This window comes from Barrientosiimonas humi, assembly GCF_006716095.1.
GTDB lineage: Bacteria > Actinomycetota > Actinomycetes > Actinomycetales > Dermatophilaceae > Barrientosiimonas > Barrientosiimonas humi.
Genome location: NZ_VFOK01000001.1, coordinates 721740 through 734566 on the forward strand (window position 1 = coordinate 721740; position 12827 = coordinate 734566).

12 protein-coding genes are annotated in these 12827 nt (G+C 72.5%); 10 read left to right on the forward strand and 2 right to left on the reverse strand.

Annotated features, from left to right (window positions below):
- Window positions 1–77 precede the first annotated feature (77 nt).
- From FB554_RS03430 to FB554_RS03475, 10 genes are all read left to right on the forward strand, one after another.
- The gene (locus FB554_RS03430; RefSeq protein ID WP_142004644.1) at window positions 78–1133 is read left to right on the forward strand and encodes a 3-isopropylmalate dehydrogenase; all 1056 of its coding nucleotides are present in this window, start codon (window positions 78–80) and stop codon (window positions 1131–1133) included.
- Window positions 1134–1268: 135 nt separating this feature from the next.
- Window positions 1269–2363 carry a branched-chain amino acid aminotransferase gene (locus FB554_RS03435; RefSeq protein WP_142004645.1) on the forward strand — a complete coding sequence of 365 codons (1095 nt, stop codon included), beginning with the start codon at window positions 1269–1271 and terminating at the stop codon, window positions 2361–2363.
- Window positions 2360–3151, forward strand: a complete 792-nt coding sequence (locus FB554_RS03440; protein WP_142004646.1) for an HAD family hydrolase — start codon at window positions 2360–2362, stop codon at window positions 3149–3151. Before FB554_RS03435 ends, FB554_RS03440 begins: the two co-directional genes overlap by 4 nt.
- Before the next feature lie 112 nt (window positions 3152–3263).
- Entirely contained in the window at window positions 3264–3746 is a 483-nt protein-coding gene (locus FB554_RS03445) for an SRPBCC family protein (RefSeq protein WP_142004647.1), read from the forward strand.
- On the forward strand, window positions 3743–5113 hold the full coding sequence (locus FB554_RS03450; protein ID WP_142004648.1) for a cryptochrome/photolyase family protein: 1371 nt from the start codon (window positions 3743–3745) through the stop codon (window positions 5111–5113). The genes FB554_RS03445 and FB554_RS03450 overlap by 4 nt, the downstream gene beginning before the upstream one ends.
- Before the next feature lie 281 nt (window positions 5114–5394).
- Entirely contained in the window at window positions 5395–6972 is a 1578-nt protein-coding gene (gene cimA / locus FB554_RS03455; RefSeq protein WP_142004649.1) for a citramalate synthase, read from the forward strand.
- Between the two features lie 122 nt (window positions 6973–7094).
- Entirely contained in the window at window positions 7095–8093 is a 999-nt protein-coding gene (locus FB554_RS03460) for an SGNH/GDSL hydrolase family protein (RefSeq protein WP_142004650.1), read from the forward strand.
- A 43-nt stretch (window positions 8094–8136) separates the two neighbouring features.
- The gene (locus FB554_RS03465; RefSeq protein WP_142004651.1) at window positions 8137–8916 is read left to right on the forward strand and encodes a fumarylacetoacetate hydrolase family protein; all 780 of its coding nucleotides are present in this window, start codon (window positions 8137–8139) and stop codon (window positions 8914–8916) included.
- A gap of 100 nt (window positions 8917–9016) precedes the next feature.
- Window positions 9017–9847, forward strand: a complete 831-nt coding sequence (gene murI / locus FB554_RS03470; protein ID WP_142004652.1) for a glutamate racemase — start codon at window positions 9017–9019, stop codon at window positions 9845–9847.
- Window positions 9844–10614: an MBL fold metallo-hydrolase gene (locus FB554_RS03475; protein ID WP_142004653.1), complete on the forward strand. Its 771-nt coding sequence runs from the start codon at window positions 9844–9846 to the stop codon at window positions 10612–10614. Before murI ends, FB554_RS03475 begins: the two co-directional genes overlap by 4 nt.
- 20 nt (window positions 10615–10634) lie before the next feature.
- Here FB554_RS03475 and FB554_RS03480 read toward each other — a convergent pair whose 3' ends face one another.
- Entirely contained in the window at window positions 10635–11312 is a 678-nt protein-coding gene (locus tag FB554_RS03480; protein ID WP_142004654.1) for a DUF6766 family protein, read from the reverse strand.
- Window positions 11313–11384: 72 nt separating this feature from the next.
- On the reverse strand, window positions 11385–12785 hold the full coding sequence (locus FB554_RS03485; protein ID WP_142004655.1) for an amino acid permease: 1401 nt from the start codon (window positions 12783–12785) through the stop codon (window positions 11385–11387).
- Between the last annotated feature and the right edge of the window lie 42 nt (window positions 12786–12827).

Consider the following 12827-nt stretch of genomic DNA (forward strand, 5'->3'; position numbering starts at 1 on the left):
AGCCGCCGTATCGAGACCCCTTCCGCATCGCGAGATCTGGCGCCCACGATGCAAGACGCCCGCCTACCCTCACAGGTATGGCAGACGAGGCGAGCAACGCACAGATCAACCTGGCCGTCATCGGCGGTGACGGCATCGGACCCGAGGTCGTCGCCGAGGGTCTGAAGGTGCTCGACGCCGTCTCGTCGGCCAAGGTCGAGCGCACGGAGTACGACCTCGGGGCCCGCCGCTGGCACGCCACCGGCGAGACGCTGCCCGACTCGGTGCTCGGCGAGCTGCGCGGGCACGACGCGATCCTGCTCGGCGCCATCGGCGACCCGACCGTCCCGAGCGGTGTGCTGGAGCGAAACCTGTTGCTGCGCATCAGGTTCGAGCTCGACCACTTCGTCAACCTGCGCCCCTCGAAGCTGTTCCCCGGCGTGACCAGCCCGCTCGACCTGGAGCAGGTCGCGCCCGACGGCATCGACTTCGTCGTCGTGCGCGAGGGCACCGAGGGGCCCTACACCGGCAACGGCGGCGCGCTGCGCGTCGGCACGCCGCAGGAGCTCGCGACCGAGGTCAGCGTCAACAGCCGGTTCGGCGCCGAGCGGGCGGTGCGCGACGCCTTCGCCCGCGCCCAGGCGCGCGAGCGCAAGCACCTCACGCTGATCCACAAGCACAACGTGCTCAGCCACGCCGGGCACCTGTGGCGCCGGACCGTCGAGGAGGTCGGCGCGGAGTTCCCCGAGGTCGAGACGGCCTACGCCCACGTCGACGCCGCCACGATCTACCTCGTGCAGGACCCGGGCCGCTTCGACGTGATCGTCACCGACAACCTGTTCGGCGACATCGTCACCGACCTCGCCGCGGCCGTGACCGGCGGCATCGGCCTGGCCGCCTCGGGCAACATCAACCCCGACCGCACGGCGCCGTCGATGTTCGAGCCGGTGCACGGCTCGGCCCCCGACATCGCCGGGCAGGGCAAGGCCGACCCCACCGCCACGATCCTGTCGGTCGCGATGCTGCTGGCCCACCTCGGCCGCGACGACGAGGCCCGGCGCATCGAGGAGGCCGTCTCGGCCGACCTCGCCGAGCGCGGGCGTACGCCGCGCAGCACCACCGAGGTCGGCGACGCCATCGCTGCCCGGGTCTGAATCCTTTTGCGGCGGCCTCCGCCCCCGTGGCACAGACCCAGGTGGCCGGAGTGGGTGTGAGGGGCCTCACCCCGGGCAACTAACCTGCTGATCACGCGGTCAGCGTCGACCGCACTGTCCAGCAAGGAGCCCGTGATGTCCCTGTCGTTCACCGTCACCGAACGGTCCGACCGCCTGCCCGACGCCGAGCGCGAGGCGATCCTGGCCGACCCCGGCTTCGGGAAGAGGTTCACCGACCACATGGTGCGGGCGACCTGGACCCGCGACGGCGGATGGCACGACGCGCAGGTCACCGCCTACGGGCCGTTCCAGCTCGACCCCGCCGCTGCCGTCCTGCACTACGCGCAGGAGATCTTCGAGGGGATGAAGGCCTACCGCCACGCCGACGGATCGGTGTGGACCTTCCGGCCCGAGGCCAACGCCGCCCGCTGGAACCGCTCGGCCCAGCGGCTCGCGCTGCCCGGCATGGAGGAGGCCGACTTCATCGGCGCCCTCAAGGCGCTGGTCGAGGTCGACAAGGCGTGGGTGCCCGACTCCACCAGCGGCGAGGCGTCGCTCTACCTGCGGCCGTTCATGTTCGCCTCCGAGGCGTTCCTCGGGGTGCGCCCCGCCGAGGAGGTCACCTTCTCGGTGATCGCCTCGCCGGCGGGTTCCTACTTCACCGGCGGCCTGAAGCCGGTGTCGCTGTGGATCTCCGAGCACTTCTCGCGCGCCGGCAAGGGCGGCACGGGCGCGGCCAAGTGCGGCGGCAACTACGCCGCGTCCCTCGCCGCGCAGATCGAGGCGGCCGAGAACGGTTGCGACCAAAGCGTTTTCCTCGACTCGCTCGAGCAGAAGTACATCGAGGAGCTCGGCGGCATGAACGTCTTCCTCGTGCACAAGGACGGCCGCCTCGTCACCCCGTCGCTCACCGGCTCGATCCTCGAGGGCGTCACCCGCTCCTCGATCCTCGAGCTCGCCAAGGACCTCGACCTCGAGCCCGAGGAGCGCAAGATCAGCCTCGAGGAGTGGCGCGCCGACGCCGAGTCGGGCGAGATCACCGAGGCGTTCGCCTGCGGCACCGCCGCCGTCGTGACGCCGATCGGCCGACTGGTGTCGACGCAGGGCGAGTTCCGCACCGGACCCGAGGGCGAGGGCGGCCCGGTGGCCAGCAAGATCCGCAAGGCACTGCTCGACGTGCAGACCGGTCGCGCCGAGGACACCCGCGGCTGGCTGACCCGGCTCGCGTGACCGAGCGGCCCCGCCTGGTCGCCACCGACCTCGACGGCACCCTGCTCGCGAGCGACGGGACGGTGAGCGAGCGCACCGGCGCCGCCTGGGCGCGGCTGCCCGAGCTCGGCATCGAGTCGGTGCTGGTCACCGCCCGGCCACCGCGGTGGATCGACCCGCTGTCAGCGATCGTCGGCAAGCACGGCATGGCGATCTGCACCAACGGCGCGTTCGTCTACGACGTCGCCAACCACCGCGTCGTCGAGCAGCACGGCATGCCGCGAGAAGTGGTGCTGCGCCTCGCGATCCGGCTGCGCGAGCGGTTCCCCGACGTCGGTCTGGCCGCCGAGTGCGCCGACGGGATGTATCGCGAACCGGTCTATCCCGACCCGCACCAGGAGCAGCTGGACATGCCGTTCCAACCGATCGAGGAGCTGCCCGAGCACGTCGTCGTCGGCAAGCTGCTGGCGGCGCGGCCGGGCCCCATCGACCCGGAGTTCGTCGCGACGGTCACCGAGGTCGTCGGCGCCGACGGCGAGGTCGCGTTCTCCGGCGTCGGTGCGCTCGCCGAGATCTCCGCCGCCGGCGTGACCAAGGGCGCGGCGCTGCAGCGGTGGGCCGCCGAGCTCGGCATCGACGCGGCCGACGTCTGGGCGTTCGGCGACATGCCCAACGACCTGCCGATGCTGCGCTGGGCGGGCCGGTCGTACGCCGTCGCCAACGCCCACCCCGACGTCGCCGCCGCCGCGACGCACCGGACCGCGAGCAACGACGACGACGGCGTCGCCCAGGTGCTCGAGCAGCTCTGAGCGACCCGGCGCCCATCCCCGCCCGGCCTGCCGCCGGTCCGGGCGCCCGCCCGGCGCCGATCCGGGGCAGACTGACGGAGCCGCGCCCGCGGCGCAGAGAGAGGCGTCACCCATGACCCGACCCGAGCCGGCCATCGTGGTCGAGCGGACCCTGGAGGTGACGGCGCCTCCCGAGGCGGTCATCGCCTACCTGCGCGACTTCGGCAACACCACCGAGTGGGACGACGGCACCGTCTCGTGCGAGCAGGTCGACGACGGCTCGATCGCCGTCGGCACCCGCTTCCGCAACGTGTCGAGGTTCGCCGGGCGCGAGACCGAGCTGACCTACACCCTGGTCGACGACCGGCCCGACCACGTCCGGTTCGAGGGGCGCAACAAGACCGCCCGCACCGCCGACGACATCACCGCGCGGCCGTCGGCGCAGGGGCCCGGCTCGCGGGTCGACTACCGCGCCGAGCTCGACTTCGTCGGGTGGGCCCGCATCCTCACCCCGGCGCTGCGCCTCGTGTTCGGTCGCCTCGCCGACCGGACCGAGCGGCAGCTGCAGACCGTCCTCGACGACCTCCCGACGCGCGGCCCGGGCTCGGCCGCGTGACCGCCCTCCTGTGGCTGCGCCGCGACCTGCGGCGGGCCGACCACCCCGCGCTGCGGGCCGCCGTCGACGAGGCGGGGGAGGGCGGCGTGCTGCCGGTCTTCGTGCTCGACCCCGGGCTGTGGGACGCCGCGGGTGACGCCCGCCGCGAGTGGCTCGGGGCGACCCTGGCCGCGACCGCGGCGCGGTTCGACGACGCGCTGGTGCTGCGGCTCGGCGACCCGGTCGAGCAGATCCCCGCGCTGGCGCAGGAGGTCGGCGCCGACGCGGTGCACGTCACCGCCGAGACCACCCCGTTCGGTCGCCGGCGCGACGCGGCCGTGGCCCGGCGCCTCGCCGAGGCCGGGATCGCCTGGCGCGAGACCGGCACGCCGTACGCCGTCCCACCCGGCTCGGTGCGCAACGGCAGCGGGAAGCCCTACCGCGTGTTCACCCCGTTCCGCAGCGCGTGGTGGCGGCACGGGTGGGAGGAGCCGCACCCCTCGCCGCGCGGCGTCACCTGGGCGAGCGCCGACCCGCACCAGGAGGCGGTGCGCCGGGTCGAGGAGGCCGCGACGGCGTACGCCGGGCGCGACCGTCTCCCGGCCGGCGAGGAGGCCGCCCGGCGCCGCTGGCGAGCGTTCGTCGCGGACCACCTGCTCGACTACGACGAGGGCCGCGACCGGCCCGACCTCGACGTCACCTCCCGCATGTCGCCCTACCTCAAGCTCGGCGTCGTGCACCCGCGCACGCTGCTGCACGACGTCGCCCCGCTCGTCCACGAGCACGACGGGGCGCGCGACCTCGCCAGCGAGCTCGCCTGGCGGGAGTTCTACGCCGACGTCGTGCACCACCACCCGCGCTCGCTCTGGTCGGACCTCACCGACGGGCTGCGCGCGATGCGCTACGACGAGCCGGTCGAGGACATTGAGGCCTGGCGCCAGGGCCGCACCGGCTTCCCGATCGTCGACGCGGGCATGCGCCAGCTGCTCGCCGAGGGCTGGATGCACAACCGGGTGCGGATGATCACCGCGAGCTTCCTCACCAAGGACCTGCACGTGTGGTGGCCGACCGGCGCCCGGCACTTCCTGGACCACCTCATCGACGGCGACGTCGCCTCCAACAACCACGGGTGGCAGTGGGTCGCCGGCACCGGCACCGACGCGGCGCCGTACTTCCGGGTCTTCAACCCGATCACCCAAGGCCGCCGGTTCGACCCGAGCGGTGCGTACGTCCGCCGCTGGGTCCCCGAGCTGCGTCACCTCGACGGGCCGGCCGCGCACGCCCCGTGGGAGGCCGACGACGGCTACGCGCACGGCTACCCCGAGCCGATCCTCGACCACGCCGTGGAGCGGCGCGAGGCGCTCGCGAGGTACGAGGCGACCCGCTGACCGACGCGGGTGAGGCGTCCCGGTGGGCAAGACGGGCGTACCGCCATGTGGTTCACCCGTGGGAGGGTGTGCGCGTGATGAGCCTGGAGCGAGCGGTCACCCCCGCCTCGACGATCATTATCTAGCGCGCGCCGGATCTTTCTCCGACGCGCGAACCTCCCGTACCCCGGGAGGTTTTTTCGTTCCCAGGCCACATCCCGGTCTGCCGGAGCAGCGCAGCGGAGAAGATCGTCACCAGGACCGTCACCGCCCACCCGAACCCAGCCGGAAGAGCCAGCACCATGACCACCGTCCACGTCTACGACACGACGCTTCGCGACGGCGCCCAGCAGGAGGGTCTGAACCTCTCGGTCGCCGACAAGCTGGCCATCGCCGGCCACCTCGACGAGCTCGGGGTGGGCTACATCGAGGGGGGCTGGCCGGGCGCCAACCCCAAGGACACCGAGTTCTTCCGCCGCGCCCGCAGCGAGCTCGACCTGCGCAATGCCGTGCTCGCGGCCTTCGGGTCGACCCGTCGCGCCGGCGGCACCGCGGCCGACGACCCGCAGGTGCAGGCGCTGCTCGACGCCGAGACCCCCGTGGTCACCCTGGTCGCCAAGTCGCACGTGCGGCACGTCGAGCAGGCGCTGCGCACCACGCGGGAGGAGAACCTCGCGATGATCGGCGACACCGTCACCCACCTGGTCGGCCAGGGGCGGCGGGTCTTCCTGGACTGCGAGCACTTCTTCGACGGCTACCAGCTCGACCGTGACTACGCCCTCGACGTGGTGCGCACCGCCCACGACGCCGGCGCCGAGGTCGTCGTGCTGTGCGACACCAACGGGGGCATGCTGCCGCCGCAGGTCAGCGAGATCGTCGCCGCCGTGCGCGAGGAGACCGGGGCCGACCTCGGCATCCACTGCCACAACGACACCGGCTGCGCGGTCGCGAACTCGATGGCCGCGCTCGAGGCCGGGGCGATGCACGTGCAGGGCACGATCAACGGCTACGGCGAGCGCACCGGCAACGCCGACCTGGTCACCGTCGTCGCGAACCTGCAGCTCAAGCGCGGCTACGACCTGGTCGAGCCGGAGCGGCTGCGGCACGCGCTGCACCTGTCGCACGCCATCAGCGAGGTGACCAACGTCGTGCCCTACGGGCGCCAGCCGTACGTCGGTGCCAGCGCCTTCGCGCACAAGGCCGGCCTGCACGCCAGCGCGCTCAAGGTCGACCCCGACCTCTACCAGCACATCGACCCCGCGCTCGTCGGCAACTCGATGCGCACCCTGGTGTCCGACATGGCCGGACGCGCCTCGATCGAGCTCAAGGGCAGGGAGCTGGGGTACGACCTCGCCGGGCAGCCCGAGCTGCTCGCCCGGGTGGTGGCCTCGGTCAAGGAGCGTGAGCTGCGCGGGTGGACGTTCGACGCGGCCGACGCCTCGTTCGAGCTGCTGCTGCGCCAGGAGGTGACCGGGGAGGCGTTGCGCTACTTCGACGTCGAGTCCTGGCGGGTCATCGTCGAGGCGGCGCACCGGGACGACGCCGCCGAGGCGACCGTCAAGCTGCACGCGGGGGAGAAGCGGGTCGTCGCGACCGGCGAGGGCAACGGCCCGGTCAACGCGCTCGACCACGCCCTGCGCGAGGCGCTCGCCGAGGTCTATCCCGAGCTGGAGAAGTTCGAGCTGATCGACTTCCGGGTGCGCATCCTGGACTCCTCGCACGGCACCGACGCCACCACCCGGGTGCTCATCGAGTCGACCGACGGCGAGCGCACCTGGGAGACGATGGGCGTCGCGCCCAACATCGTCCAGGCCGCCTGGGCCGCGCTGGTCGACTCCTTCACCTACGGGCTGATGAAGGCGGGCGTGGACCCGCGCTGAGCGCGGGGCCGGGTCAGCGGGTCAGGAGGGCAGCCCCGCGTCCACAGATTCTTTCGGAGGGGGCCGCGGCGCCGCCGGGCGTGGGAGCCTGGCAGGATCACCGCACCTCCAGGAGTCGCAGCATGCAGCGTCGCACCGCACTCGTCCTCGGCATCGGTCTGCTCGGAGCGGGCGCCGTCCCGCTCGTCGGCCACACCACCAGCGCGCAGGCCGCGCCAGAGCAGGGGTGGTACGTCGCGCTCGGCGACTCCCTCGTCGCCGGCTACCAGCCCGGCGCGGGTGACGACCGCGACGGCGGCTACGTCGGGCCGGTGCTCGACGCCGCGCGCAAGGGCGCGCCGGGGCTGGAGCTGAAGAACCTCAGCTGCAGCGGCGAGGACACCACCACGATGACCTCCGGCACCAAGTGCAGCTATCCCGAGGGAAGCCAGCTCGCCGCCGCCGAGAAGTTCCTGCGCAGCGAGGGCGACGCCGTGCGCCTGGTGACCGTGCAGGTCGGCGCGAACGACGTCCAGCGCTGCGCCGAGGGCACGAACATCGACATGGCCTGTCTGCAGGCGGGCATGCAGGCGGTGCAGCGCAACCTGCCGACGATCCTGGGCAAGCTGCGGGCGGCCGCGCCGAACGCGCGGATCGTCGTCGCGAACTACTACAACCCGTTCCTCGCCACCTGGCTGCTCGGCCCCGAGGGCCAGTCGGTCGCGCGGCTGTCGGCCACGCTGCAGGGCAGCCTCAACGGCGCGATCGCCACGGCCGCGAAGGGGATCAACGCGCCGGTCGCCGACGTCGCGAGTGCGTACGACAGCAACGACTGGACCCCCATCACGACCGACCGCGGGGAGCTGCCGACCAACGTCGCCACCATCTGCAGCCTGACCTGGATGTGCGCGAAGAACGACATCCACGCCAACGACGCGGGATACCAGCGGATCGCGCAGGCAGTGATCGCCGCGATGGGCCGGATCACGGGCCCCGGCGTGCCGAGCCCGACCGGCTCGCCCACCACGCGACCCACCGGCAAGCCCACGAACCCGCCCACCACCAGGCCCACGAGCAAGCCGACCCCGCCGACGCCGGCGCCCACCGCGCAGCCCAGCGGACCGCTCGTGCAGACCGGGTGAGACGAGGCCGCCGAGGGCGCGTGCCCTCTCTAGGCTGGCCCTCATGCGCATCGCGAGATACACCACGGGAGAGGACCCGACGTTCGGCCTGGTCGACGGCGCGGGCGAGAAGATCGCGGAGATCACCGGCGACCCGCTCTACACCAAGATCGAGCTGACCGGGCAGACGACCACCGTCGACGAGGTACGCCTGCTCGCCCCGGTCATCCCGCGCAGCAAGGTCATCGGCATCGGCCGCAACTACGCGGCGCACGCCGCCGAGCTCGGCAACGAGACGCCGGCCGAGCCGCTGATGTTCCTCGAACCCAACACCGCGGTCGTGGGTCCCGACGACCCGGTCGTGCTGCCGCCGCAGTCGCAGGACGTCCACTTCGAGGGTGAGCTCGCGGTCGTCATCGGCCGGCTCTGCCGCAACATCACCGCCGAGGAGGCGCGGCAGGTCGTGTTCGGCTACACCTGCGCCGACGACGTCACCGCGCGTGACCTGCAGCAGTCCGACGGGCAGTGGGCGCGGGCCAAGGGCTTCGACACCTTCTCCCCGCTCGGCCCGTGGATCGAGACCGACCTCGACCCGAGCGACCTGCGGGTGCGCACCCGGGTCGACGGCGAGGTCCGCCAGGACGGCACCACCGCCGACATGATCACCGGCGTCTTCGACCTGATCGCCTACGCCTCGCAGGCCTTCACCCTGCTGCCCGGCGACGTGATCCTCACCGGCACGCCCGAGGGTGTCGGGCCGGTCACGGCGGGGCAGCGCGTCGAGGTCGAGATCGAGGGCATCGGCACGCTGGGCAACCCGTTCCTGCGCCGCAACGACGACTGACGAGGGCGTCCGGTGCACCCGCAGGGCACCCCGCGAGTCGTCGGTCACAACGACCGCGAGAATGCCGGGAAGCGGCCACCTGGCCTCTACCCTGGGCGGCGTGTCTGACGCGCCGATCGGGATCTTCGACAGCGGGTTCGGCGGTCTCACCGTGGCGCGCGCGGTGCTCGACCAGCTGCCCCACGAGTCGGTGGCCTATCTCGGCGACACCGCCCGCGCGCCGTATGGCCCGCGCCCCATCGCGCAGACCCGCGCCTTCGCGCTGGAGTGCCTCGACCGGCTCGTCGACCACGGCGTCAAGGCGCTGGTGATCGCGTGCAACACCGCCAGCGCGGCGGTGCTGCACGACGCCCGCGAGCGCTACGACGTGCCGGTCGTCGAGGTGATCCGCCCGGCGGTGCGCCGGGCCGCGCGGGCCACCCGCAACGCGCGCGTCGGCGTCATCTCGACGCGGGGCACGCACCAGTCGCGGGCCTACCTCGACGCGTTCGCGGCGGCGCCGCAGATCGACGTCACCTCCCAGCCGTGCCCGCAGTTCGTCGACTTCGTCGAGGCCGGCGTGACCGGCGGCCCCGAGCTGATCGGCGTCGCCCACGGCTATCTCGACCCGCTGCGCGAGCGCGGCGTCGACACCCTCGTGCTCGGGTGCACGCACTACCCGCTGCTCACCGGCGTCATCTCCTACGTCATGGGCGAGGACGTCACGCTCGTCAGCTCCGCCGACGAGACCGCGAAGGACGTCTTCCGGGTGCTCGCCGACGCCGACGAGCTCGCCGAGCCCGGCCCGCCGCCCGGGCACTCGTTCACCACCACCGGTGACCCCGAGACCTTCCGCGCCCTGGCCAAGCGGTTCCTCGGCCTGGGGCCGGAGTTCGACCACGTCTTCCGCAACAACTTCCACCACACCTCGGTGCAGGCAGGAGCTTCATGAAGGTCACCGTCGTCGGCTGCGCCGGATCGTTCGCCGGACCGGAGTCACCCGCGTCCTGCTACCTCGTGCAGGCCGAGCACGAGGGGCGCACCTGGAGCGTCGCGCTCGACCTGGGCAACGGCTCGCTCGGGGCGCTGCAGCGCTACGTCGCGCTCGACCAGCTCGACGCGGTCGTGCTCAGCCACCTGCACCCCGACCACTGTGCCGACCTCACCGGCTTCTACGTCGTGCGCACCTATCACCCCGAGGGCGCGATGCCGCCGATCCCGGTGCACGCCCCCGCGGGCGCGGCCGAGCGCCTCGCCCGGATGTACGCCGTCGACCGGCCGGAGGACCTCGGCGACCGCTTCGACTTCCGCGACCTGAGCGACGGATCCGCTTTCACCGTAGGCCCGTTCACGATCAAGCCGTTCCTCGTCGAGCACCCGGTCGAGGCGTACGGTCTGCGTGTCGAGGCCGACGGGACGGTCGTCGCCTACACCGGTGACACCGACGAGACGCCCAACCTGTGCCCGCTGATGCACGGCGCGGCGCTGGTGCTCGCCGACGCGGCGTTCGTCGACGGTCGCGACGACGACAAGCCCGGCGTGCACCTGTCGGGCAGCCGCGCCGCGCGCGCCGCCGTGCAGGCCGGGGGAGTGCAGCAGCTCGTGCTCACCCACATCCCGGCCTGGAACGACCCGGAGGTGTGCCGCAAGCAGGCCGCCGAGGTGTGGCCGGGCGAGGTCGGGCTCGCCCGGGCCGGGCAGACGTACGACCTGGGCTGAGCCGGCGGGGCGGCGCGCGGTCAGGCGCCGGTCTGGGCGTTCGGAGCGCCCACCGGCTTGCTCTCGGGTGACCCGCGCTCGCGCAGGAACACCGCGAGGAACGCCATTGAGGCGACGGCGAGGAACTCCGACTGCCAGTTCTGCAGGCTGCGCTCCCAGAAGTCGGGACCGGTGACGTACTGCCCCCACGTCAGGTCGCCCAGCCCGGCCGACTCCCGCTCCTCGTTGTAGGCGAGCCGGCCGGTCACCGACTGCGCCAGCCACGACCCGACGAACAGCATCAGCATCACCAGGCCCAGCGAGCGGGAGTAGAGCTGGCCGCGCAGGCCGCCCACGCGGGCCCAGTGCGGTGAGTCGGGGCGGGCGTGGTCGCCGACCTGCTGCTCGCTGTCGCTGCCGCGGCCGGCGTCGCTCGGCTGCTTGGACTCGGGGGAGCCGCGCTGCACCAGCCAGACGGTGAGGATGATGAGCAGGAAGAACTGCAGGTACTCGCTCTGCCAGTTCTCGGCCACGTCGACCAGGAAGGTCGGCCCGGTCACGTAGGCGCCGAACGTCTCGGTCTCGCTGCCCTGCATCTGCTGCTCGGCGTTGTAGGCCGCGTGACCCACGAACGCCTGCCCGACCAGCGCGGCCAGGAACAGCCCGAGGAAGACGAGCGTCAGGCTGTTGTCCCGGAGGCGTCGTGCGAATGAGCCCATCCCGGCACGCTAGCGCTCGGCGGGCGGCCCGCCACCACCCTTGGGCGTTCAGGCCGGGCGGGCCGGACGGCGTCAGGCCGCGTGCGCCCGGGCGCGGCGGCGCAGCAGCAGACCGGCGCCGAGCACCGCGAACCAGATCAGCGAGGCGAGCAGGCCCTGGCGGGTGTCGTCGGCCAGGGTCAGCGTCCACACGACGAAGGCGAAGAAGACCAGCACCATCCAGGTGGTGACCACGCCGCCGGGCATCCGGTAGTGCGACCGCTCGTGCCGCTCGGGGAGGTTGCGGCGATAGACGAGGTAGGACACCAGGATGAGCGTCCAGACGAACAGGAAGAGGACCGAGCTGACCGTCGTGGCCAGGGTGAACGCCTCCGCGACGCCGCCGGTGGCGTACAGCAGCGGCACGGCCAGCAGCAGGCAGACGGCCGACACCAGCAGCGCGCGGTCGGGCGTGTGCCGCGAGCTGAGGTGGTCCAGGGCCTTGGGCGCGCTGCGCCGCGAGGCGAGGCCGAGCAGCATCCGGCTCGTGGAGTAGGTGCCGGAGTTGCAGCTGGAGGCCGCCGAGGTGATCACGACGAAGTTGATGACGCCGGCGGCCGCGGCCAGACCGGCGAGCGCGAAGGTCTGCACGAACGGGCTCTGGTCGGCCCGGGCGTTGGTCCACGGCGTGACCATCATCAGCACGACGAGGGCCGCGACGTAGAACAGCAGGATGCGGATCGGGATCGCGTTGATCGCGCGGGGGAGCGTGCGCTGCGGGTCCTTCGCCTCGGCAGCGGTCGTGCCCACCAGCTCGAGCCCGACGAAGGAGAAGATCGCGATCTGGAAGCCGGTGAGCACCCCGTGCATGCCGTTGGGGACGATGCCGCCGTGCTCCCACAGGTTCGACACCGAGGCAGTCGTGCCGTCCGAGCCGGTGAAGCCGGTGATGACGAGCCACAGGCCGACGCCGACCAGGGCGACGATCGCGACGATCTTGATCAGCGCGAACCAGAACTCCATCTCGCCGAACAGCCGGACGGCCATCATGTTCAGCCCGACGATGAGCGCGACCATCGCGACGGCGGGGATCCACGGCGGCAGGTCGGGCCACCAGTAGGCGACGTACGTCGTCACGGCCACGACCTCGGCGATGCCGGTGATGATCCAGCACAGCCAGTAGGTCCAGCCGATGCTGAAGCCGGCCCACGGGCCGAGGATGTCCTCGACCATGTCGGAGAAGGTGCGGTAGCGCCCGTCGGACAGCAGCATCTCGCCCATCGCGCGCATCATGAAGAACAGCATCAGGCCGATGACGGCGTAGACCCCCGCGATGGCCGGACCGGCGAGCGAGATGCCCTTGCCGGACCCCATGAACAGGCCGGTGCCGATGGCCCCGCCGATCGCCATGAGCTGGATGTGCCGGTTCGACAGGCCGCGCTGGAGCGTCTGCTCCTCCGGCGCGGTCTCGGTGTCGTGCATGGCGTGCGCCATGGGAGGCCTCCCTTGCCTGCGTCGGGGCCGCGACGGTGCGGT